Source organism: Halotolerantifilum yawarlongkerapense (assembly GCF_054506745.1).
Map to the genome: position 1 here is coordinate 1256841 of NZ_CP199719.1, position 23345 is coordinate 1280185.

A 23345-nucleotide genomic window follows, 5' to 3' on the forward strand; every position below is an offset into this window, starting at 1 on the left:
CGCTACACCCCTCCTTCGATTATCCTGTGCATGATCACATCATCGATGTTCTCGCCGGTCTCTTCATCGCGGTGATGGGCGACGACCCGCCCCGTCTCGAGAAATCCGCAGGCTCTGGCCGTGGCCAAGGACGCCAGATTATCGCTGTAGATATAAGCACGAACGATCTGAATGCCCTCTTCCCTCAATCTTTGGCAGGCAAAATCCGTCAGACCTCGCGCCAAGCCCGTTTCCCGGTGAGAAGAGTCGATCGCAATGGACAAAAAAGCCCAGAACCGTTGGTTCGATCGCTTCGGTCGCTTGGCTTTGATTAGGCCCACGACTTCTCCCTGTGCTTCTACCACATAACAGAATACCCCTTGGCTTTCCAGCCAGTTCTCCAAATCGGAAGCACCGGCATCCACGAAACTCATCATCACCCCTTCTTCACGCAGGCGATCGAAAAAATCTGCCAGTAACGGAACATCTTCCGCTACCATGACGCGGTAGTCAATCACGACGCCACTCCTCCAGATGGCCCTTTAGAGCAGAGCTCAAGATCAGGGTATCCATGCTGAAGGCGATAAAATCAAATCCCTGTTCCCTTCGACGTAGCGCTTCCTCCATAGTGGTGACAAAGATACCGGAGACCACTCTATGCTCTTTGCAAACGGTCAACAGCTCCACCGCAGCTTCTTCGATCCGAGGATGTCGGGTTTGTCCGGGGATGCCAAGAGAGACGGAAAGGTCGAACGGACCGAGGAAAATACCGGTCAACCCCTGGATGGCGGCAATTGACGCCAGGTTGTCCAGCGCCTTCTGGCTTTCCGCCTGTACGATGATCGCCACCTCTCGATTGCTCGATTCAAAATAGGTATCACTCTTTTTGTTCCCGAAGTCAGATGCCCGCGGCATCGCGACGCCACGCCCTCCCCCCGGTGCATAACGCGCGTGATAGACAATCGCACGCGCTTCTTCGGCACTGTCCACTTGGGGTACGATGATGCCCTGGGCACCCAAGTCCAGCGGTCTCAGGATATCCGAACGCTTAGAACCCGAGGTGCGTACCACGGTGCCAAGCCCCCGCACTTCGGCAGCTCTTAACAGGTCGGGCAAACGGTCAAAAGTGATCTGACCGTGTTCTTGATCGAAAATCGCAAAATCATACCCCGCAAGGCCCACGAGCTCCGCAATCTCAGGGCTCGGCAGAGCAACAAAGGGGCCCACCACAGGAATTTTCCCCAGTTTCTTATGTAACATAGGTCACGCCTCCCTTAATGTGTACCGATATGTGGGTTCTTCTTCCCCGGTATCTTCAAAGTAACGCAAGCCGGTGTAATGGAATCCCATTTTCTCCAACAGATGTAGAGATGCTTTGTTATCGAGTGATGCTGCCGCCACGACGGCCGGAGCCGGCGGCTCGAGAAGCGCGCGCTCCATGACAGCACGAATCGCCTCTGTTGCATACCCCTCACCCCAGTGTGCTTTGGCAAAGTGATAGATTAGCTCCACCCTTCCTTCTACCCAGGCGGATTGAAAGCCACAGGCGCCAATCACCTGCTCCGACTTCTTGAGAACAACGGCCATCGGAGCATGCCCTTTTTCCTCCAATAGCTTCTGGTAATAGACAACCGCCCTTATCTCTCTTTCTCGATCGCCAGGACCACCACAGTACCGCATCACTTCTGCATCGCCCCAGAAGGTGAGTATTGCCTCGATATCCGACATCCTCAGCGGCCGCAGACGCAACCGTTCCGTTTCAATGATCATTCTGTCACCCCGCTCTTGATTCCCGCCCCACACAAGGGGATCACATGTATCAGCTCTTGGGATGGGGATACCGCGAGATAGGCTGCAATCGTAGCCGCCGTAGTGGTTTCCACATAGTATCCTCTTCTGGCCAACCAGCGACGAGCCTGGGGAATTTCTGCTTCTTTAGCGATATAAATCGTACCGTCCGTCTCCCGTATAGCCGCAAGAATTTGCTCTTTTCTCTTTGGATCAGCAATGGCGATCCCCTCGGCCATGGTCTTCTTTCGATTTGTCTCCGTATGGTGATAGGCGTCGTAGATCGGTGCACATCCCTCACTCTGAACCGCATAGATCTTTGGGAACAGGGTAATGAGACCCATGCGACGGAGTTCAAGAAAAGCGCGGTAGACGCCCAGGAGAAGTGTGCCGTTTCCCACTGGAACCCAGAAGACGTCCGGCAGACGGCCGTTCATTTGCTCGAAAATTTCATAAACATAGGTCTTTGTTCCCTCGTAAAAATACGGATTGTACACGTGGCTAGCATAATAGACACCGGGGACCGAAGCCGCTTCTAAGGCTGCTCTGGCCGTTGCTTCCCTAGATCCTTCTATCCTGTGGACATTCGCACCGTGGGCCACAATCTGCTGGATTTTCTTCTCGGAGGTAGTCGCTGGTACATAGATGTCACAGTTGATCCCTGCACGCGCGGCATAAGCCGCCACAGCGGTACCCGCATTCCCACTGGAATCCTGTACGATCTGGTTTGCACCCAATGCACTGGCCTTTGCCACGAGGATCACAGCCCCCCTGTCCTTGAAAGAAAGCGTGGGCATCGCATACTCGCACTTGACCAGATGACGGGACCGTTGGGCATCGACGGGACGCAGGGGGGTCATTCCCTCTCCCAGACTGATTTTCTGCCAATCTCTGCGGTCTTCAAAAGGTAGGTAGGCAATGTAACGGAACAAGCTCCATTCGCCATCGAGTATGCGCACGTCGCGCGATAAGGGTGGATTGATGGGTAGAGACAACATCCCCCCGCAATCACAGGTGTTTCTACCAATTTTCGGTCGATAGCGCGATCCACATATTTCGCAAGTCAACAATTTATTCATTCGATCCCTCATTTCCATTCTTTATCATTATACCCCATTCCGACCAAGAATGAATCATTTCTATCGATCCGATTGATTAGGAACCCGCTCAACACGCCCTCTTGAAAATCACCCGAAGTGATCAGGTCCTCCCTGTCTCCGGGCTTTTGTATGGAAGACCGGCCAGGGGGAAAGAGCCCTGTAGAGGAAGACGTCTTTCTCGCTCGTCTGGTAGATACCATCTATGCCGAAGGCGTCAGGGATGACGTGTGGTTGCGCATTGGCCATATGAAGACACTCCTTGATCCCCATGATCAAATGGAAGCGATAGAGCGCTCGGTTTTCATAGGTATCGAACGCTTCGGACAACAACTGATTTTTTCAAAACACTTCCAGAACCGCGGGCCATTGCCCGGAGGGAGGGCACGACCCCAGACAAATCAACTGTCAGCAAGTTTTCTTTCACGGATGAAAAACCTTGTTTTTCATAGAAGGAGATCAGGGAATCATCACTGAATCAGTTGATTGACCAAACCAAGTTTTAGACCCTCATCTCCCAGCTAAAGTAGGGGACGTTCTCACTTAATCTGCATGGTTTCTCACAGAAACAAAAAAATAGCCTCTCGGCTATTTTTAAGGTCTTCGTTTATGCGCTTTCTTTGCCTAGGGTAGACGGTACACCCTTGGGTTGCTCGGCGGGCGTCAAGTAGAATTCTTTGATCAGGAGTACCGTTACCACACCGATGATCAGTGCGAAGGGCAGGCCCGTGATAATCACCGCCGTCTGGAGTACCGTCAGAGCCTGTGTCCCGCCGACGACCAGAAGTACCGCAGCGATCACACCTTCCATCACAGCCCAGAAGACTCTTTGGCCAACAGGCGAGTGGATCTTCCCTCCAGATGCCAGGCTATCGACCACAAGTGAACCGGAATCACTCGATGTCACGAAGAAACTGATGACCAAGAACAGGGCCAGTCCCTGAACCGCCACACTGACCGCGGGTACGAGCAGTGGATGACTCATCAATTCGATCATCTCAAAGAGTGCCGTGCTGATCTGTGCGTTGACAGCAGCACCGAGTGCCCCTTGGGAAGCAGCATCTACTGAGAGGGCAGTCGTTCCAAAGGTCCCCAGCCATAAGATGCTCAAGATTGTAGGCACGAACATCGTGGCGGTAATAAACTCCCGTACCGTCCGCCCCTTGGAGATCTTGGCGATGAACATACCGACGAAAGGACTCCATGAAATCCACCAAGCCCAGTAAAAGATTGTCCAGCCCTGCGCCCATTCGCTATCGAGTAAATGTACAATCGTCGAGGCGCGTATCAAGTCTCCTGCGAAAACACCTGTTCCTGCTACGATATTCTTGATGATCTGTGCCGAGGGGCCGAGGATGAAGATGAGTAGCATCAGTAGTCCCGCCGCACGGATATTCAGTTCACTGAGGAACTTCACTCCTTTATCGATTCCCGACACAACCGAAAGTGTTGCGATCCCCGTAATCCCCGCGATCAGGGCCACCTGGATGTTAATCGAGAAGGGTACCCCGAAAATATAGGTCAAGCCACTGTTGATCTGCTGTACACCAAAGCCAAGTGAAGTCGCCAGTCCGACAAGTGCGGCCAAGACGGCCAGGGTATCGATCAGATCCCCAACGAATCCGAAGATCCGATCCTTGAGAATCGGATAGAAAAAGGATCGAGGCGAGAGCGGCAACTTCTTGTTGTAGGCAAAATACCCGAAGGCCAGGGCGATCATGGTATAAATCGCCCACGGGTGGAGGGTCCAGTGGAAAAAAGTCGTGGCCAGCCCCTGAAGTCCGTCCTTGGCACCAAAGACTGGGGAGTAGGCATCATGGAAGATCGGCTCACCCACAGACCAAAACATCAGGCCGATTCCCATACCAGCCGACATGAGCATGGAGTACCATGCAAAACGCGAGAACTCTGGTTTTGCATCGTCGCCTCCGATACGAATCTTGCCCGATCGATTGAACAGTGCAAAGAGGATCAGTACCACGATGAAGAGATTAGAAGCCATTACGAAAAGGCTGCTGAATCGATCCAGCACAGAACCTTTTAGTGCCTCAAGCGTGGCTGAAGCTGTTTCTATGTTCACAAAGGCATACACTGAAAAGGCTATGAGGACCAGTGCCGACAACAAGGTGACGGTCAAATTCAAATCCAGTCCAAAACCCGTGAAATTCTTGCCATGCAGTTCTTTCCGCTTGGCGATAATCTTCTTTCTACTCATAAACATTCCTCCCATTTGATCGTAATGATGGTTCGTTGCAAAAAAAAAGACACTCTAACTCATCGCTTTTCTAGCGAGAGTTAGAGTGTTTAAGTTTCGCCCTGATTTTCAACGGACTCACTTCACGTCACACCGCTGCATAACGTGTTCCGGCCCCGCGGGAGCCCGGACAAACCCCAGTTCTACGTTCATAAGCTTTTCACCGCTACTCTCACCACTCAAGGAGACTCGACACAGGGCCCCGTCTTAAATGGATCCCATGTGCTCATCCCCGGCTACTGGTAACGGGTAATTCGCATTCACATCAGTTTCAAATGATACTAAATTTCACTCCTTTTGTCAAGGTACAATCCTTGCGCTCATCCCCACCGATCAGACCATGACCGGGGTCTCGCCCTTTCCTTCTCAAGCTTTATCTCCTTTGCTATTGACACAGGCGTTGAAACTCGTTACATTGATTGTTGTGTCTTTCGGTTTTTAGGAGGTTTTTCATGAATCATAAACGCGATAAAAATGCAGTCAATTTTGCCCTGCACCTCGGTAGCCACCTGCTCGCCAGTGGCGCTGAAACCTATCGTGTCGAGCAAACGATCCTTCACCTGTTGAACCACGTAGGGATTCGACACGCTAGCGCCTTCTGCGTCCCCACCATGATCACGGTGAACGTGGACAATGGCGATTGGCATTACCAAGATATGGTCCGGGTGCTCTCTAGAAGAATAGACCTCGAGCGCATCTCTCGCCTCAATCACCTGTCTCGCGACGTTGTCGGGGGAAACCTAACGATCACCGAGGGCATCCGTGCACTCGAGGCAATCGATCGCGCACCTGATTTTGCCGGTATTGTCCGCTATATGGGCGCCGGTTTTGTGGGTGGATTCTTCTCCCTATTGTACGGAGGGGATCCCAGAGAGTTCATCGCCGCCTTTCTCGTGAGCTTCTCCGTAGGATTTCTCCTCGACCGCATGCGAACATCCAACCAATCGACTTTTTTCGAACTGCTCGTCGGTGGTGCGGGCAATGCTCTTTTCGCATTGGTCCTCGTCTACGCCGGCTCTTTGATCGGCCTGACTCTTTCGCTCGATCAGATTATCGTGGGTTCCATCATGCCGCTCGTACCGGGCGTGGCCTTCACCAACGCCCTGCGTGATGCGCTGGCAGGCGACCTGGTTTCTGGAATCGCTCGGATCGGCGAAGCGCTCCTCGTGGCCATCGCGATCGCCATTGGTGTCGGCGTCATCTTCGAACTACGGCATCTCTTGGGGGTGGCCTGATGCTAGCCACTGCTTTTTTTGCCTTCGGGTGTACTTTCGCCTTTGCCATTCTCTTCAATAGTCCGAGGCGCTTGATTCCCGCAACGGCCCTCGCGGGCGCCTTGGGATGGTTAGTGTACGAAGCTTTACTCGGCTGGGGCACCTCGGTACTCATGGCTTCTTTCGCCGCTTCATTGACCGTGGGTGTCGCCGGCGAAATGCTAGCACGCCTGTATAAGGAACCGGCAACTCTATTTGTGATTCCTGGAATCATCCCCTTGGTGCCCGGATACGGGCTCTACGAAACCATGCTCCGGATTATCGAAAAAGAATACGCTGCCGCAGGCGCCATTGGTTTTGAAGCCGTCCTCGGAGCAACCTCCATTGCCTTCGGTCTGGTGCTGAGTCTCTCGGTATCTCATCTGCTCAAGCCCAAAACCCCGAGTCAGGTCGACAAGACCTGATCTCGGGGGTTTTTACTTGACCCTGTACTGTTGAATCGGTTGCCCAGGGGGCACGATCGGAAGAACGTTCTCCTGTGCGCCGATAGCGCACACAATCATCATAGGTTCTTTGCCATTGTATTCGTCGAGCGCTCGTGAGAGTTCTTCGAGGTTCGCCGCTCGCTTTGCCGTGATGCCATAGGCCCCGCATAACTTCACGTGATCGATCACGTCCGGTAGGATGGTTTCGGCGAAGCGCTCCCGCTGGAACATTTCCTGCCACTGTCTGACCATACCCAGGGTACCATTGTGAAAGAGTACCATCAAGAGCGGCAACCGCTGCTCGGCAACTGTCACCAGTTCATTGGCATTCATTCGAAAGCTACCGTCCCCAGTGATCAAAACCACAGGATCCGTCGGCCGCGCCAGCTGGGCTCCGATCGCCGCTCCCAGACCATAACCCATTGTTCCCAGACCACCTGATGTGAGAAAATGTCTCGTCGCCTGAAAAGGCCAGACCTGGGCTGTCCACATCTGGTGCTGGCCCACGTCCGTGACCACTGTTGCCTCGGGTAAGGCCTTCGAGAGCTTCTCCAGAATTCGATGGGGATGGAAGGGATGCTGGTGTCCCTCCATCCTGTTCCTTTCTTTGATGCCTTCGAGCCACGCCTTGTGGTCACCGGACTCGATTCGCTCGGACAATCTTTCGATTGAAGACTTTAGATCACCCAGAACGGAAAGATCCGTCTGGATATTCTTATTGATCTCCGTGGCATCCACATCGAGATGCAGAATCTTGGCTTGTGGAGCGAAGGCCGTCGCATCTCCGATCACGCGATCGCTGAAACGCGCACCCACTGCAATGACCAGATCCGCCTCCGTCACAGCCATGTTGGCCTCTGGAAAACCGTGCATACCCACCATCCCCAGGGATTTTGGATCCTTTCGCGGATAAGAGCCCAAACCCATCAGGGTATTGACCACAGGAATCTGGGAACGATCGACAAAGGCTCGGAAGGCCTCCTCCGCTTTGCCCAGCGCCACACCGCCCCCTGCATAGATCACGGGCCGTTTCGACTCCCCGATCATGCTAGCGGCTTTCTCGACTACCCCCTCAGGAGCCTCGGGATAGGGAGGGACCTCCTCCATCGCCAACCCATGGTAGGCACACGCCTTCATGAACAGATCCTTGGGGATGTCCACGAGAACAGGACCGGGCCGTCCTGAAGTGGCCACTTCATACGCCCGTCGTAGCACCGGTTCAATCTGGTCGACAGATCGGACCAACACGTTGTGCTTGGTCACCGGCATGCTGATTCCCGTGATATCGATCTCCTGAAAAGAGTCCTTCCCGAGAAGCGCTGAGGGAACCTGCCCGCTGATCACGACCAGGGGAACCGAATCCATGAAGGCCGTGGCCAGACCGGTCAAGGTATTCGTAGCACCAGGTCCGGAGGTCACGAAGCAAACGCCCACTTTGCCCGATGCGCGGCTGTAACCATCCGCGGCATGAACCGCTCCTTGCTCGTGGGCCGTGCGACAGTGGTGAAATCGATCCATTTGATCGTACAGGGCATCATAGAGAGGGATCACGGCACCGCCGGGGTATCCGAAGAGTTGTCCGACCCCCAGATCGTGTAGTGTTTCTAGAACAATCTCAGCACCAGTGAACATAGAACCAACCTCCCTCTCATCAGACGACGCAAACAGCACCGCGATCCGCCGATGTAACCAATTTACTATACTTTGCCAGATAGCCCGTCACTTTCTTTTCCGGTGCCTGCCATTTCGACCGCCGCTCAGAAAGGATCCGTTCATCTACCACGAGCTCGAGTACACCCGTCTCGCAATCGTAGCGAATCGTATCTCCCTCTTGAACCAATGCGATCGGACCGCCTTCTGCCGCCTCGGGCGAGACGTGTCCGATGGCCGGTCCACGCGTTCCGCCGGAAAAGCGTCCGTCGGTGATCAAGGCCACCGATCCATCGAGTCCCATGCCGCCCAGTACGGAAGTGGGGGTCAACATCTCTCTCATCCCCGGACCACCACGTGGACCTTCATATCGAATCACCACAATGTCGCCCGAAACGATGACACCCGTGGTGATGGCTTCTACCGCCGCTTCCTCGCTATCGAAGACCCGAGCGGGACCTGAGAACCGCTGCATGTTTTCTACGACAGCCGATTTCTTCACCACCGCACCCTTCGGCGCCAAGTTCCCCCTGAGCACGGCAATCCCGCCGCTCTCAGCATAAGGTGAATCGATTGAACGAATCACCTGTCCATCGGCACCGGGACTTGCTTTGACTTTTTCAGCCAGAGTCAATCCCTCCACCGTCGTAGTCCCGAGGTTCAAATGGTCGCCCTTGGCCAGTTCCGCGAGAACCGCCGCGATACCGCCGGCTCCATCGAGGTCTTCCAGGTGGTCACGCCCCGCCGGCGATAGACGGCAGAGGTTCGGCGTCCGTCTTGAGACGGCATCCACCACGTCGAGATCTAAACCCAATCCTAGTTCTTCAGCGAGAGCAGTCAGATGCAGGACCGTGTTCGTCGAACAACCCATGGCCATATCGGCAACGATTGCATTCTCCAGTGCCTCTTTGGTCATGATCTGGCGGGCCGTCACGCCGCGTCGGAAGAGATCCATCACGGCACGACCCGCTTCCACGGCCATGCGGTAGCGACGTGCGTAGACCGCCGGAACAGTTCCGTGCCCGTCCACCCCCATACCCAAGACCTCCACCATGATGTTCATGGAGTTGGCCGTGAACATCCCCGAGCATGAGCCACAGGTGGGGCAAGCAGATTCTTCCAAAAGGGCTAACTCGGAAAGGTCCATCTTAGCAGCCCTCACGCGACCTACACCTTCAAAGACCGTTGTCAGATCCGTATGACCCCTACCGGCCATCATCGGGCCCCCGCTCATGATCACCGTTGGTAGGTCGAGTCGCGCAGCGGCCATCAGGGCTCCCGGTACCGTCTTGTCACAGTTTGGCAGGATGACGAGTCCATCGAGGGCATGGGCCCTGGCCATCACCTCAATACTGTCGGCAATCAGTTCGCGCGATGCCAAGGAGTACTTCATTCCCTCGTGGTTCATGGCAATCCCATCGCAAACAGCAATAGCGGGAAACTCCAACGGTGTGCCCCCTGCCATTAAAACACCACGCTTTACCTTTTCCGTCAGTTTATCGAGGTGTGTATGACCCGGTACAATCTCATTGAAGCCGTTGACCACACCGATGAGCGGTCTGCCGATCTCTTCCTCCGTGAGGCCAAGCGCTTTCATCAGCGAGCGATGGGGGGCCTTCTCCAGTCCCTTTTTCGCGTCATCTGATCTCATTATTTGATCCACCCCATCATGCCCCTGAGCTTCTTGCCCACATCCACCATAGGATGTTCCAGTTCGCGCTCACGAACAGCGTTAAAGTGTGGTCGATTCATAGCGTTTTCCACGAGCCAATCGCGGGCGAAAACCCCTTCCTGCACTTCCTTGAGGACCTGCTTCATCTCCTCACGTGTCTCGTCCGTGACAATCCGTCTACCGACACGGTAGTCCCCGTATTCCGCCGTATCGGAGACAGAGTACCTCATCTTTTCAAATCCACCTTCGTAAAGAAGGTCGACGATTAATTTCATTTCGTGCAGGCATTCAAAGTAAGCGATCTCTGGCTGGTAGCCCGCTTCCGTCAAGGTATCGAAACCTGCCTTGATCAGTTCCGTTACACCCCCGCACAGCACGGCCTGTTCGCCGAAGAGATCCGTTTCGGTCTCCTCTTTGAAGGTGGTCTCGATGACCCCGGCGCGCAGTCCGCCGATGCCCTTGGCATAGGCGAGTGCAAGATCCGATGCTTTTCCCGTGGCATCCTGGTGGACAGCCATCAGGCAGGGGACACCTTGCCCGCTCTCGAAGACCCGACGCACCAGGTGTCCCGGCCCCTTCGGGGCGACCATGAACACATCCACGTCTGCCGGAGGCTTCACCTGACCGTACGTGATGTTAAAACCATGGGCAAACGCCAGCGCTTTTCCGGCCTTTAAATGGGGGGCAACCGATTCTAAGAAGACCGCTCGCTGGTGTTCATCGGGCACGAGCATCATGATCACGTCGCCGCGCTCAGCTGCACCTGACACCGTTGTCACCTCGAGACCCGCGTCTTCAGCCTGTTTCCAGGAACTCGAACCCTTGCGAAGCCCGACCACAACCGAAACGCCACTCTCCTTCAAGTTCAGAGCGTGAGCGTGTCCCTGTGATCCGTAACCGAGCACCGCCACTGTCTTTCCTTCGAACAATCCCAAATTCCCATCCTTTTCATAAAACATTTTCATCTCAGTTCCCCCATTTCTCTTACGACGACTGATCTCAGTCCCACCAATTTTTCCATTTGTTGTTTTGCTTCTAATCCACCGCAACCGTCCTTCGACAGAATCGCAATCTCCAGCTGATGGTCCTCAGACCAACGGATGTCCTGAATGTCAAAATTTTTCCGTCTCAATACGCCCACAACCCGCAGAAGCGCATCTACGCCCTCGTCCATCTGTGCCATGATATGATTGACCATCATGATCCTCCTTCCCTTGTTGAAAAAACTTTTTTTAACATTATTTACTTTTTTGATCATTTCGAGGTATAAAAAATACCCCCCCGCCTCTAGTTGCCTTAGAGGTGAGAAAGTTTCCCACGGTACCACTCTACTTACAGATCAAATCTGTCGCTTATCGGATCGTCCGATCGTCATCGGATTAATCCTCGCCCTGTAACGGGAGCCCCCGGCGTCATTTACTCATCTTCAACTCAGCGATTCAGGAGGGATGGTCACCTTCAACGTTACGCCCGCTCGCACCAACCGCGGGCTCTCTGCATTTTGAAACGTTTCTGAATGTGACGGTCTCCATCGATATCTTTCTTCGTGATTGCATTGTCAGAAAATTCTTAGTTGTTATTATATGACCCCTTCCTTCGTTCGTCAACCCCCCTTCTGAAATTTAAAAAAAGATCAGCGCAGTGCTGATCTTTTTTGAATCCTATTCTTTTTCTTTTATGGCTTTCGCCATATCCCATTCCATGATATAGCGGTCGTGTCCTTTCCCGTACTCATCTTCTTTATAGAGAACGGACTTGAATCCAACCTTATCGCGATACAAACGGATCGCCGGCTCGTTTTCCACATCAACCGTGAGACTCATCTTATCAAAGCCCTGTTCCACTAGGCTTTCAGCGATCACCTGCAGAAACTCATAGCCCAGACCGTGACCTCTAAAGTCCTCGGCAATTGCATAATCGAAGAGATACGCTTTATAGGGGTCTTCCCAATCGCGCATGAGAATCGCGAGTCCGATGATTCTTTTCTTATCCTTCTCCTTGAGGAGGTACACGTTCCCGTGACGTACCTGGGGCACAAGACCCCACTCGTCCATGCCGAGCTCTCCAAAGATATCGAGACCGAAACTCACCATGCGTCGTAATAGTTTTAAATCGAAATCCTGTACTAAATATACACTCAGTCGTCCGACATCGAGATCGATGTCCTTGATCACCTTATGCGGCAGTTGATTGACTTCTTCTAACATAGATGCACTCCTTTCAACATATAAATCCGTATATAGTATACAACAAAAGACATGATAATGCAAAAACCGTCAGGGTATCCAACGCCTCTCTTCTTTGCAGTACATACCCACTTTTTTGGAAGGATGACAAAGAAAGTGTAGGGAAAACGTTTTTTCTTTTCACAGTCTGTGGGAGTGTAAAAATATTTGTTGAAATTTTCTGAAAACTATTGACGGTGCCTACCCGTGACTGCTATAGTGATGAAAATCAACAAAACATCCATGACGGAGAGAGCTTATGATCGATGCGCTAATCTAGAGAGTCGACGGTTGGTGGAAGTCGATAGCGTGATCAATAGCAGATCCCTCCCGAGATGCCCGACTGAAAGCTATTGTCAGTAGGCTGGGCCGTTTCCTCCGCGTTAAGGAGATGATAAGCGGTCGCTGAACTAGCGACAACTAAGGTGGTACCACGGCGTAGACGTCCGTCCTTAAGTCATGAGGACGGCTTTTTTATTTGAAGAAAGGGGAGGTGAAAGCGAAAGGACACTTCAAACCTGAGCATCCATCGACTGAATAGCATTTCACTCGCAAACAAAGGAGGAACCACGTGAAAACAACACAGGCGAACCACAGGCGCAAAGAAACATCTCCCGACAAAAAGAACAAGACAGCACAGCAGGCCGTTGCACCCGAAAATACCATCAATTACTTTGGCACTGGGCAATTCTACCGCTTTTACTAAACCCTTAGGAAGGAGCACTAGCATGAAAACAACACAGGCGAACCACAGGCGCAAAGAAACGTCTCCCGACAAAAAGAACAAGACAGCACAGCAGGCCGTTGCACCCGAGAATACCATCAATTACTTTGGCACTGGGCAATTCTACCGCTTTTACTAAACCCTTAGAGAGGAGCACTACCATGAAAACAACACAGGCGAACCACAGACGCAAAGAAACGTCTCCCGACAAAAAGAACAAAACCGCACAGCAGGCTGTTGCACCTGAGAATACCATCAATTACTTCGGCACAGGGCAATTCTACCGTTTTTACTAAACTTGAGAGAGGAGCATCATTTGGAATCTGATATTTATGATCTTACCGTAAAAAGGTGAGGCGCCGGAAGAACATAGCCGGGGACCTCACCTTTTTCATTTTTTGCAGCCCATGGTATACTACTCCTGAAAGCTCCTCATCATCCACTGCTACGAAGAAGGAGGCTACCATGCTGACCATCGACCTCACCCACACACTCCATGAAAGCACACCCGCTTATCCGGGTACCGCCCCTCCTAAGATCATTCCGGCCAACACACTGGCCACCGATGGTTTCAGAGAGAGCCTGCTCACGATTTTTTCACACACAGGTACCCATATGGATGCGCCGGCGCATCTTCTCGAAGAGGGCCTGACCCTCGATGCTCTTGATCCAGATCGTTTCCTAGGGCAGGCCCGTGTGCTACACCTCAATAAGATGGGATCCATCACCAGGGACATGGTCGCCGAAATGATTCCACCCGGTGCAGGTGTAGATTTTCTTCTGATCGCAACGGGATGGGACCGGCGCTGGGGAGGCCCAGATTACTTCGAAGGCTTCCCAACACTCACGCTAGAAGCCGCTGCCTATCTGGCGACAACGGGTCTCAAGGGGATCGGCGTCGATGCCATCTCTGTGGATCCGGTAGAGAGTTCAACACTCCCCGTGCATCGCGTGCTCTTGGAAGCCGAAATCCTGATTGTTGAGAATCTAAAAGGACTCGAAGCACTTCCCGACTACTGTTGGTTCTGTACGCTTCCATTGAAGTTCCTGGAGGCCGACGGCGCACCCGTACGGGCCATCGCCAGGTATGAATAGGAGGATCTCTTCGTGTTCTTTTTCGCCGTTTTTCGGCATCTCCGACGAGAAGCGCTCTGTCGGTCAAGTTCCTCACGTCACCTGCCCCGCCTGTGGCGCATACACGCACCTGAAGGTCGAGAAGACCTACCGCGTGTTCAAGGCCTATTTCCTCCCCCTGTGGCGCTAGCAGGAGCGTTATCTCGCCACGACACACTGTTGTGGTGCCGTCCTCGACGTTCCACCTGTTGCTGGAATCACTTTGGAATCTACGGGTCATCTGGCAGAAGAGCAGGATCCTTCCGACTGGCGACTTCTCCACAGCACAGCCCGGTGTGCGTGCGGTCATCCACTCGAGCGCTCACACCACTACTGCCCTCACTGCGGGCATCCGACAGAAAGGAGCTGAGCATGGCGCATTACTTGATCAACACACGATGCATTGGGTGTATCGCCTGCACCCGTGTCGCTTCTGAGCTTTTCGAAGTTTACCAGAAACGGGCACGCCTCTTACGCCAACCTACCACCGCCGAAGACCTCGCGCTGTTTGCAGAGGCCATGGACTGCTGTCCCGCCTCTGCCATCGAAGCAACCGAAGAAGCGATCTCCCTCTAGGTATGAATACCACGGGAGATCGCTTCTCTTTGTCCTTGATTTTCAGTTGGTCAGGCCTTACGGAGCGCGTCTACAATCCGATCGCCCATCTCTTTGGTGCCGATGGACGCACTACCGTCGGAGAGATCTGCTGTTCTGAAGCCTTGATCGAGCACTGTGGACACAGCTCTCTCCACGGCTTTCGCCGCCCCTTCTTCACCCGCACTATGCCTCAGGAGCATGGCGATGCTCATGATCGCTGCTATGGGATTTGCCAGGTCTTTCCCCGCAATATCCGGGGCAGAACCATGGATCGGCTCGTAGAGGCCGATTCCACCATCTCCCAGAGACGCGGAGGGTAGCATGCCGAGGGATCCTGTGAGCATGGAGGCTTCATCGCTCAGAATATCACCAAAGATATTGTTGGTTAAGATCACGTCGAACTGCTTGGGATTCCGTATCAGTTGCATGGCCGCATTATCCACATACATATGATCGAGCGTCACATCGGGATAGGCTGCAGAAAAAGCCACAACCGTTTCCCTCCACAGGCGGGAGCTTTCGAGCACATTGGCCTTATCGATGCTCATCAGACGTCCGCTCCTCTTGCGAGCCGATTCAAAGGCCACTTTTGCCACGCGCTGGATCTCCGCTACGGTATACCGCTCGGTGTCCCACGCCGACTGGTCCTGACCCTCGCCTTCGCGCCCCCTCTCGCCAAAATAAATCCCCCCTGTGAGCTCACGCACCACAAGAAGATCCAGTCCGCCGGCGAGCACCTCCGGTCGCAGGGTAGAGGCTTCGGTCAGCTGGGAAAACAAAATAGCCGGTCGGAGGTTGGCGTAGACGCCTAGTGCCTTACGGAGTCCCAGGAGGCCCGCCTCTGGCCGCTGATGTCCGGGTAGGCCATCCCACTTTGGACCGCCAACGGCGCCTAGGAAGACCGCGTCGCTTGCTGTGCAGACATCAACGGTCTCCCTGGGCAGTGGGCTTCCCGTTAGATCGATGGCCACGCCACCCATGGGGACCTCTTCAAAGGCAAAATCCAATGCATACTGTCCTTCCACGGCACGGAGTACTTTCACCGCTTCCGCGGTCACCTCGGGACCTATCCCATCACCTGGAATCAATGCGATTTTCATCGTAGATCTCCTTTCTCTCTGATCGCCTCGATCAACCCCCCTGCATCGATAATGGCCTGCATGAAGGGTGGAAAAGGAGCTACCTCGTAGGTCTTCTGTTGGGTGTGGTTGGTGATGAGGCCTTTTTTTACATCGACACTCACCACATCACCCTCTGCAATTTCCTTTGCCGCCTCTGGAGAGGTAACAATCGGCAGTCCGATGTTCACGGCATTCCGGTAGAAAATGCGGGCGAAGGTCTCTGCGATTACACAGCTGATACCCGCTGCTTTGATCGCCACCGGCGCATGTTCTCTGGACGATCCGCATCCAAAGTTTTTTCCCGCCACCATGAGATCGCCGTCATCCACCCTATCGATAAACGTTGCATCGAGATCCTCCATACAGTGCTGGGCTAGCTCCATTGGATCACTGGTGTTCAAATACCGTGCTGGAATGATCACATCGGTATCTACATTATGTCCGTATTTGATCGCTTTTCCTTTCATCTACAGCACCTCCTCCGGTGAAGACAGTTTTCCCGTGATGGCCGATGCGGCAGCGACGGCAGGGCTGGCCAGATAGACCTCACTCTCCGGATGCCCCATACGGCCCACGAAGTTTCGATTGGTCGTGGCCACGGCGCGTTCGCCCTTGGCCAAGATGCCCATGTGTCCGCCTAAGCATGGTCCGCAGGTCGGCGTGCTCACAGCGACACCCGCCTGGATGAAAATCTCGATCAGCCCCTCTCGCATGGCCTCAAGATAGATTTTTTGCGTAGCGGGGAAGACCAGTGTCCGTACCTTTGGATGGACCTGGCGTCCCTTCAGGATCTCAGCGGCAGCGCGCAAATCACCCAGGCGCCCGTTGGTGCAAGAACCGATGACCACTTGGTCGATGGTCACTTCACCCGCCTCGTCGATGGTTCGCGTGTTGTCCGGTAGGTGGGGGAAGGAAACAGTGGGCCTCAGGGTCGACAGATCCACTTCAATGGTTCGCACATAGGATGCATCGGAATCCGACCGGTACACCACGGGCTCTTTCGCGCTGTGCTCTTCCACGTAAGCCAGGGTTCGTTCGTCGACTTCAAAGATTCCGTTCTTAGCTCCCGCCTCGATAGCCATGTTGGCGATGGTGAACCGGTCGTCCATCGTCAGGTTCGCTACTCCTCCGCCCGTGAATTCCATGGACTGATACAAGGCTCCATCCACGCCGATCTCACCGATGATATGTAAGATCACGTCCTTTCCGCTCACCCAAGGTCCCATCTGTCCTGTGAGCTCAAAACGAATTGCCTCGGGCACTCTGAACCAGGCGCGTCCGGTAGCCATTCCGGCGGCCATATCCGTACTCCCGATCCCGGTTGAAAAGGCGCCCAGTGCACCGTAGGTACAGGTGTGGGAGTCGGCGCCAATGATGACATCGCCAGGGACGGCCAATCCCTTTTCGGGAATCAGGGCATGCTCGATGCCCATCTGGCCAATTTCAAAGTAGTGCTTGATTTCTTTTTCGTGCGCGAAATCCCGGATCACGCGACACTGCTCGGCCGATTTGATGTCTTTGTTCGGTGCAAAGTGATCGGGCACAATAGCAATTTTCTCCCGGTCGAAAACGTCCTCTTTTCCAATGGCTTGGAAGGACTTGAGTGCCACGGGTGTCGTGATATCATTACCGAGGACAAGATCGAGATCGACGGTGATCAGGTCACCAGCCTCCACTTTCTCAAGCCCCGCGTGAGCTGCTAGTATCTTTTGAGTCATGGTCATGCCCATTAGCTGTCTCCCCTTTCTGAAGTGCATTAGATTCGCTGTAAAGAAATGATTCGAAGGAATCGATCAAAGCCGCGAAGCTCGCCTCAATAATATTCGTTGATACGCCAACGGTTCCCCAAACACTGCGCCCATCAGTCGATGTGATGTGCACGCGGACCTTGGCCGCCGTTGCCCGATCAGTATCTAGCACTCGTACTTTGTAATCGAGTAGGCGCATCCGATCGAGCTCCGGATAAAAGACCCGGAGCGCCTTCCTGAGCGCACGGTCGAGTGCATTCACAGGCCCGTCTCCCTCTGCTGCCGTCATCTCTTCTTTGTCGTCGACCACCAGCTTCACCACCGCCGATGCACTCTCTTCCTCTTTGCGGTGATCATCACTGAACACACGGTAATCCACGACTTTAAAAAACGTCCGGTGGAGGCCCATCAACCGTCGGATCAATAGATCGAAAGAATTCTCAGCCCCCTCGAACTGGTAACCATTGTGCTCGAGCGTCTTGAGCTTCTCCATGAGATCGAGTGTCTCGGGCGATTGTTTCGTGACCCATGGGGCCACACGCTGTATCTTGTCCAGGATGGTACTTCTACCTGACACCTCCGACATCAGAACACGGCGATCGTTGCCCACCCAAGCGGGGTCGAGGTGTTCGAAGGAGCGGGGATTCTTACGCACGCCATCAATGTGCATTCCCCCCTTGTGTGCGAAAGCACTATTGCCCACATAGGGCGCCCGTTCGTCAGGAGCAAGGTTGGCAAGCTCGCTGACGGTGCGCGACAAGAGCATGAGCTCTTTCATCCTCTCCGGAGGAACGCAGGTGTAGGTTCCCTTCAACTGAAGGGTCGGCAGGATCGATATGAGATTCGCATTGCCGCAACGCTCCCCGTAACCGTTGATGGTCCCCTGCACCATCGTGGCCCCGTGGTGGACGGCAGAAACCGAAGCCGCCACGGCCATGCCGATATCATTGTGGCAGTGGATACCCACCGCGGTGCCAAGGGTCTTGTCCACGTCTTCTACTGCACGGGCTATCTCCTCAGGTAGTGTTCCGCCATTGGTATCACAAAGGACGAGCCAATCGGCACCGCCTCCTTCGGCGGCTGCCAGCACTTGCATGGCATAGGTGCGGTTTTCGCGGTAGCCGTCGAAAAAATGCTCCGCATCAAAGATGACCTCCTTACCCATCGCCTTGAGATAGCTGACGGTCTCGTGAATCATCGCTAGGTTCTCTTCCAAGGTCGTTCGAATGATCTTTGTCACATGAAAGTCCCACGCCTTGGCAAAGATCGCCACCGCTGGTGTCCCCGCCGAGACCAGGGCCCTTACGTTCTCATCCTCCTCCACGGAACAGCCGGCACGTCTGGTGCTACCGAAGGCCGTCAATTTTGCACGCTCCAGGTGTAGCTCCTCCGTGCGTTCGAAGAATTCCAAATCCTTGGGATTCGATCCGGGATTACCCGCCTCAATATAGTCGATGCCAAACCGATCGAGGGCCCGTGCAATCTTGATCTTGTCGAGCACGGTGAAGGCGATACCTTCGGCCTGTGCACCGTCTCGTAATGTTGTGTCGAAGGTCATGATCTTTTTCTTACGTCTTAAATCCCCAAGGGGTTCACGCTCCTTTTCGCTCATCGTTTTCCACTTCCATTTGATCGAACAGCACCTTGTTCACCGCGCTCATATAGGCGCGGGCACTGGCTTCGATGACATCTGTGCTCACGCCGCGACCGATGTACAGCTTCCCAGCGCTCTCGACCTTAGCCGTCACTTCACCGAGGGCATCCTTCCCACCGGTAACCGCTTTGATATAGTACTCTTTCAATGTGATTTCAAGTCCCGTTGCCCGGTCGATTGCCTTGTATGTCGCGTCCACCGGACCATCACCACAGGCAGCTTCCTCCACGCAAACATCTTCTCGCTTGAGACGTACGGTTGAGGTGGCCAGTAAGGTGTTCCCACTGGAGATATGATAGTAATCCAAGGTGTAGATCGACGGGGTATCGGAGGTTTCCGCACTAAGCAGGGCCTCGATGTCCTCATCGAGTACAGCCTTCTTTTTGTCGGCAAGATCCTTGAACCGCTCGAAGGCGCTGTTCAAGACGGTCATGCCGATGTCACGATAGCCGAGGTCCTTTAATTTTTCCTCGAAGGCATGTCGACCAGAGTGCTTGCCGAGTACCATCTGGCTCTTTTTCAAGCCGATGGATTCCGGTGTCATGATCTCATAGGTTTCCCTATGGCTCATGACACCGTGCTGGTGGATGCCCGATTCATGGGCGAAGGCGTTGGCTCCGATGATCGCCTTGTTCGGTTGGATCTGAACACCCGTCAGATGACTGACCAGGGCACTCGTCCGGTGAATCTCCTCGGTGATCACCTGGGTATGATAGGGGTAATGGTCTCCGCGGGTCCTGAGCACCATCACGATTTCCTCGAGTGCGGCGTTACCAGCTCGCTCGCCTAGGCCATTCAAGGTACACTCTATCTGCCTGGCGCCATTTGTGATGGCGGCGAGGGAGTTGGCCACGGCCAATCCTAGATCGTTGTGACAGTGAACGCTCAAAATCACGTTGTCGATTCCCTTTACCTTCTCTTTGATCCCTTGGATCAGCCGCCCGAATTCTTCTGGTGTACTGTAGCCCACGGTATCCGGAATATTGAGTACCGTGGCCCCCGCCTCGATAGCGGTTTCTAGTACGCGGTGGAGAAACTCAGGTCTCGTGCGTGACCCGTCTTCCGGTGAGAAAGAGATATCCTCGCAGAGACTTTTTGCGTAACCCACCATCTCGCGGACTCGATCGATCACTTCCTCCGGTGTCATCTTGAGCTTATACTCCATATGGATGTCCGAGGTCGCGATAAAAGTATGGATCCTCGGCTTCTCAGCATACTGAAGTGCTTCCCAAGCACGATCGATGTCAGCCTTGACCGCTCTGGCCAATCCGGTGATCACAGGACCGCGGACGCTCTTTGCGATGGCCTTGACCCCTTCGAAGTCTCCTTTCGAAGCGATGGGAAATCCCGCCTCGATAGCGTCTACACCGAGGATCGCCAGCTGTTTGGCAATCTTTAGTTTTTCTTCAACGTTCAAACTGATTCCCGGTGACTGTTCCCCATCACGAAGTGTTGTGTCAAAAATATAAATTTGATCTGTCATCTCAATTCAACCCCCTCTTGGTTTTTCGGCTGTCGTCTGTCGATGGCCACGGTTCCCGTCCGCACCATCTCCTGGATGCCATAGGTGAGCATCAGATCGCGTAGCGCATCGATTTTCTGCCCCTCACCGGTCACCTCTGCTGTTACCGTCGATTGATCCATGCCCACGATACGCGCGCGGAACACTTCCAGTGTCTTCAGGATCTCCTGCCGATTCTTCTGCGGTGCATGAATACGAAGGAGCGCCAACTCCCTTGCGACGGGATCGTGATCAATAATCGATACCTTGATCACATCGATCAGCTTGTTCAGTTGCTTGGTGATCTGCTCGATCAGTGCTTCGTCCCCATCGACCACGATCGTCATTCTGGAGATTCCGTGTTTTTCCGTAACGCCTACAGCTAGGCTGTCGATATTGAATCCGCGTCTGCTGAATAGCCCGGCGACTCTCGATAGCACGCCGGCGTGGTCGAGCACCTTGATGCTCAGGATTGTTCTCATACCACTTCATCTCCCTTCCTCGGGATCACCGCTGCATCGGGAGAGACCATGAGATCCAATAATACCGTTTGCTCTCCCCGGAAGACGTTCGGTAACGCCTCGCTAAAAGCAAGGTCATCAATGACTCTTCTCCCCTCGAAACCATAGGCCGAAGCGATGATGGAGAAGTCCGGATTCCCCTTCAAGTGCACTTGTCTGTGCCTTTGTTCGCAAAAATGGTCCTGGAGCTCACGCACCATCCCGAGATGATTGTTGTTGAACAGAAAAACCTTAATCGACGCGGATTCGGCCGAGGCAGTAGCCAACTCAGCCATCGCCATTTGGAAGGATCCGTCGCCGGTTATCAAGATCACCTCGCGGTCGGGATTGGCCACCTTGGCCCCGATGGCCGCAGGCAATCCGTACCCCATCGTTCCCAATCCTCCGGAGGAAAGAAACAGACTCTCCTCCTTGATCGCGAGATAGCGTCCCGCCCACATCTGGTGTTGCCCCACATCTGTCACCACGATGGTGTCGGCTGGCATCCTTCGTCCGATCTGCTGGAGTGCCTTCATCGGATGAACGCCCCCGGAGATACGACCAACCCCATGATGGATCTTTTTCCAAGAGGTGACTTTTTCGATCCAACCGCCACCCGACCGATGGATACGCTCTGCTTGAAGCTGTTCGAGAATGTTCTTCGCATCGCCAACGATCGGTAAATCCACTCTGACATTCTTTCCGATTTCCGCCGGATCCACATCCACATGGGCGATGGTCGCGCGGTGACCGAATCCACCGGTGGCACCTGTCGCCCGGTCGGCCATCCTTGCACCGATGACAAGGAGTACATCGGCTTCTTCAAGAGCGAGCGTGGCCGCGTGAACACCGTGCTGCCCCCCGATCATGCCCAGACTCAAAGGATGATCCGTCGCGATAGCCCCGATGCCCATGAAAGTAGTGGCCACGGGTATCCCCACCTGTTCGGACAACGTTCTCAGGGCTTGTTTCGCCCCTGCAGCCACTATACCGCCACCGGCAATAATCAGCGGTCTTTTGCTTTTGTTTAACAGTTCGGCCAATTTTTTCACTTGACCGGGGTGCCCTGCAACGGTTGGTTTGTAACCGGGTAGATCGAGAGGCATCGCCTGCCAACGGTCAGTCGTGGCCTGCTGCACATCCGTGGGGATATCGATCAACACAGGACCCGGTCGACCGGTTCGCGCAATGTAGAAGGCCTCTTTGATGATCCGTGGGAGGTCCTCCACGTTTTTCACCAGATAGTTGTGTTTTGTAAAGGGTTCCGTCGCTCCTGTTATGTCCACTTCCTGAAAAGCATCCGACCCGATACGCTCCCTGGGTACCTGTCCCGTGATGGCCACCAACGGTACGGAATCCATATATGCAGTGGCGATTCCTGTGATCAGGTTCGTTGCCCCGGGGCCCGATGTCGCTAGACAAACACCCGGGCGCCCGGAGCTCCGGGCGTAGCCGTTTGCCGCGTGGGCCGCCGCCTGTTCCCCCCGAACGAGGATATGCCGGATTCGCGAGTCGCCCAGCGCATCATAGAGCGGAAGAACGGCACCACCGGGATATCCGAAGAGCGTATCGACGCCCTCACTTTCAAGACTTTTGATAATCAGCATCGCACCTGTCATTTTCTCCACATCGATCGCCCCTTTCACTCGATTTTTTTGCATAAAAAAACCCCGCCCCAATCTTTGGGGCGAGATGTTTGTCCCGCGGTACCACCCATTTTTTTCAGGGCCTCGCAGCCTTGAAACTCAGTGGATCCGAATAAATGCTCAGATCACTCGATCGATAACGGGATCATCCGACCGCATCTAATGACAAGCGAAGGCTTGTGTTCAAATCGGTGCCTTGGAAGTGAGAAGGATCCAGCTAGGTTGTCGGTTTTCAGCCACGACCGACTCTCTGTTGAACGTACTGGCGCTGTGCCTCATGTCTTCCGCATTGGCTTTCGAGGTAATTACTGAATATTCTAACAGCACCTCTGGTGCCTGTCAACGGAAATGTCGAGATTTCAACAGGGTGTTTAAGA

At 54.0% G+C, this 23345-nt stretch carries 25 protein-coding genes and 1 other annotated feature; of the genes, 7 read left to right on the top strand and 18 right to left on the bottom strand.

Going from position 1 to position 23345, the window contains the following annotated elements; all coding sequences use genetic code 11:
- Positions 1-2 precede the first annotated feature (2 nt).
- The 6 genes from ACULM0_RS06150 to ACULM0_RS06175 form a co-directional block, all read right to left on the bottom strand.
- On the bottom strand, positions 3-497 hold the full coding sequence (locus tag ACULM0_RS06150) for an N-acetyltransferase family protein (RefSeq protein ID WP_463679551.1): 495 nt from the start codon (positions 495-497) through the stop codon (positions 3-5).
- Positions 490-1239 carry an HpcH/HpaI aldolase family protein gene (locus tag ACULM0_RS06155; protein WP_463679552.1) on the bottom strand — a complete coding sequence of 250 codons (750 nt, stop codon included), beginning with the start codon at positions 1237-1239 and terminating at the stop codon, positions 490-492. The genes ACULM0_RS06150 and ACULM0_RS06155 overlap by 8 nt, the downstream gene beginning before the upstream one ends.
- A 3-nt stretch (positions 1240-1242) precedes the next feature.
- Entirely contained in the window at positions 1243-1749 is a 507-nt protein-coding gene (locus ACULM0_RS06160) for a GNAT family N-acetyltransferase (RefSeq protein WP_463679553.1), read from the bottom strand.
- Positions 1746-2846, bottom strand: coding sequence for a pyridoxal-phosphate dependent enzyme (locus ACULM0_RS06165; RefSeq protein ID WP_463679554.1), 1101 nt, complete (start codon positions 2844-2846; stop codon positions 1746-1748). The genes ACULM0_RS06160 and ACULM0_RS06165 overlap by 4 nt, the downstream gene beginning before the upstream one ends.
- A 108-nt stretch (positions 2847-2954) precedes the next feature.
- Positions 2955-3113 (bottom strand): hypothetical protein, encoded by a 159-nt coding sequence (locus tag ACULM0_RS06170; protein WP_463679555.1) that lies wholly within the window; start codon positions 3111-3113, stop codon positions 2955-2957.
- Between the two features lie 358 nt (positions 3114-3471).
- Positions 3472-5079 (bottom strand): BCCT family transporter, encoded by a 1608-nt coding sequence (locus ACULM0_RS06175; protein ID WP_463679556.1) that lies wholly within the window; start codon positions 5077-5079, stop codon positions 3472-3474.
- Between the two features lie 491 nt (positions 5080-5570).
- On the opposite strand from ACULM0_RS06175, the gene ACULM0_RS06180 reads away from it, so the two are divergent.
- Entirely contained in the window at positions 5571-6353 is a 783-nt protein-coding gene (locus ACULM0_RS06180) for a threonine/serine exporter family protein (protein WP_463679557.1), read from the top strand.
- Complete coding sequence (locus tag ACULM0_RS06185) at positions 6353-6796, top strand: threonine/serine exporter family protein (RefSeq protein WP_463679558.1); 444 nt, start codon at positions 6353-6355, stop codon at positions 6794-6796. The genes ACULM0_RS06180 and ACULM0_RS06185 overlap by 1 nt, the downstream gene beginning before the upstream one ends.
- Before the next feature lie 12 nt (positions 6797-6808).
- Here ACULM0_RS06185 and ilvB (ACULM0_RS06190) read toward each other — a convergent pair whose 3' ends face one another.
- The 5 genes from ilvB (ACULM0_RS06190) to ACULM0_RS06210 form a co-directional block, all read right to left on the bottom strand.
- Positions 6809-8449, bottom strand: a complete 1641-nt coding sequence (gene ilvB / locus ACULM0_RS06190; RefSeq protein ID WP_463679559.1) for a biosynthetic-type acetolactate synthase large subunit — start codon at positions 8447-8449, stop codon at positions 6809-6811.
- Between the two features lie 19 nt (positions 8450-8468).
- Positions 8469-10118, bottom strand: a complete 1650-nt coding sequence (gene ilvD / locus ACULM0_RS06195) for a dihydroxy-acid dehydratase (RefSeq protein ID WP_463679560.1) — start codon at positions 10116-10118, stop codon at positions 8469-8471.
- Complete coding sequence (gene ilvC, locus ACULM0_RS06200; protein WP_463679561.1) at positions 10118-11104, bottom strand: ketol-acid reductoisomerase; 987 nt, start codon at positions 11102-11104, stop codon at positions 10118-10120. The genes ilvD and ilvC overlap by 1 nt, the downstream gene beginning before the upstream one ends.
- On the bottom strand, positions 11101-11340 hold the full coding sequence (locus tag ACULM0_RS06205) for a hypothetical protein (RefSeq protein WP_463679562.1): 240 nt from the start codon (positions 11338-11340) through the stop codon (positions 11101-11103). Before ACULM0_RS06205 ends, ilvC begins: the two co-directional genes overlap by 4 nt.
- Positions 11341-11800: 460 nt before the next feature.
- Positions 11801-12346 carry a GNAT family N-acetyltransferase gene (locus tag ACULM0_RS06210; protein WP_463679563.1) on the bottom strand — a complete coding sequence of 182 codons (546 nt, stop codon included), beginning with the start codon at positions 12344-12346 and terminating at the stop codon, positions 11801-11803.
- A gap of 252 nt (positions 12347-12598) precedes the next feature.
- Positions 12599-12821, top strand: a binding site (T-box leader).
- 114 nt (positions 12822-12935) lie between these two features.
- On the opposite strand from ACULM0_RS06210, the gene ACULM0_RS06215 reads away from it, so the two are divergent.
- From ACULM0_RS06215 to ACULM0_RS06235, 5 genes are all read left to right on the top strand, one after another.
- The gene (locus ACULM0_RS06215) at positions 12936-13070 is read left to right on the top strand and encodes a hypothetical protein (RefSeq protein ID WP_463679564.1); all 135 of its coding nucleotides are present in this window, start codon (positions 12936-12938) and stop codon (positions 13068-13070) included.
- A gap of 22 nt (positions 13071-13092) precedes the next feature.
- Entirely contained in the window at positions 13093-13227 is a 135-nt protein-coding gene (locus ACULM0_RS06220; protein WP_463679564.1) for a hypothetical protein, read from the top strand.
- Positions 13228-13249: 22 nt separating this feature from the next.
- A complete protein-coding gene (locus tag ACULM0_RS06225; RefSeq protein WP_463679564.1) occupies positions 13250-13384 on the top strand; it encodes a hypothetical protein in 135 nt (44 codons plus the stop codon).
- A 169-nt stretch (positions 13385-13553) separates the two neighbouring features.
- Positions 13554-14183 (top strand): cyclase family protein, encoded by a 630-nt coding sequence (locus tag ACULM0_RS06230; protein ID WP_463679565.1) that lies wholly within the window; start codon positions 13554-13556, stop codon positions 14181-14183.
- Between the two features lie 390 nt (positions 14184-14573).
- The gene (locus ACULM0_RS06235) at positions 14574-14777 is read left to right on the top strand and encodes a ferredoxin (protein ID WP_463679566.1); all 204 of its coding nucleotides are present in this window, start codon (positions 14574-14576) and stop codon (positions 14775-14777) included.
- Positions 14778-14827: 50 nt separating this feature from the next.
- Here the strand turns inward: ACULM0_RS06235 and leuB are convergent, their stop codons facing one another.
- The 7 genes from leuB to ilvB (ACULM0_RS06270) are packed head-to-tail and all read right to left on the bottom strand — an operon-like array spanning position 14828 to position 22983.
- Positions 14828-15898, bottom strand: coding sequence for a 3-isopropylmalate dehydrogenase (leuB, locus tag ACULM0_RS06240; protein WP_463679567.1), 1071 nt, complete (start codon positions 15896-15898; stop codon positions 14828-14830).
- Positions 15895-16386: a 3-isopropylmalate dehydratase small subunit gene (gene leuD / locus ACULM0_RS06245; RefSeq protein WP_463679568.1), complete on the bottom strand. Its 492-nt coding sequence runs from the start codon at positions 16384-16386 to the stop codon at positions 15895-15897. Before leuD ends, leuB begins: the two co-directional genes overlap by 4 nt.
- Entirely contained in the window at positions 16387-17649 is a 1263-nt protein-coding gene (gene leuC, locus ACULM0_RS06250) for a 3-isopropylmalate dehydratase large subunit (RefSeq protein WP_463679569.1), read from the bottom strand. It abuts the gene before it with no gap.
- Positions 17600-19279: a citramalate synthase gene (cimA, locus tag ACULM0_RS06255; RefSeq protein WP_463679570.1), complete on the bottom strand. Its 1680-nt coding sequence runs from the start codon at positions 19277-19279 to the stop codon at positions 17600-17602. Before cimA ends, leuC begins: the two co-directional genes overlap by 50 nt.
- Positions 19260-20804 carry a 2-isopropylmalate synthase gene (locus tag ACULM0_RS06260; protein ID WP_463679571.1) on the bottom strand — a complete coding sequence of 515 codons (1545 nt, stop codon included), beginning with the start codon at positions 20802-20804 and terminating at the stop codon, positions 19260-19262. Before ACULM0_RS06260 ends, cimA begins: the two co-directional genes overlap by 20 nt.
- Positions 20801-21304: an acetolactate synthase small subunit gene (gene ilvN, locus ACULM0_RS06265; RefSeq protein ID WP_463679572.1), complete on the bottom strand. Its 504-nt coding sequence runs from the start codon at positions 21302-21304 to the stop codon at positions 20801-20803. The genes ACULM0_RS06260 and ilvN overlap by 4 nt, the downstream gene beginning before the upstream one ends.
- Positions 21301-22983: a biosynthetic-type acetolactate synthase large subunit gene (gene ilvB, locus ACULM0_RS06270; protein ID WP_463679573.1), complete on the bottom strand. Its 1683-nt coding sequence runs from the start codon at positions 22981-22983 to the stop codon at positions 21301-21303. Before ilvB (ACULM0_RS06270) ends, ilvN begins: the two co-directional genes overlap by 4 nt.
- Positions 22984-23345 lie beyond the last annotated feature (362 nt).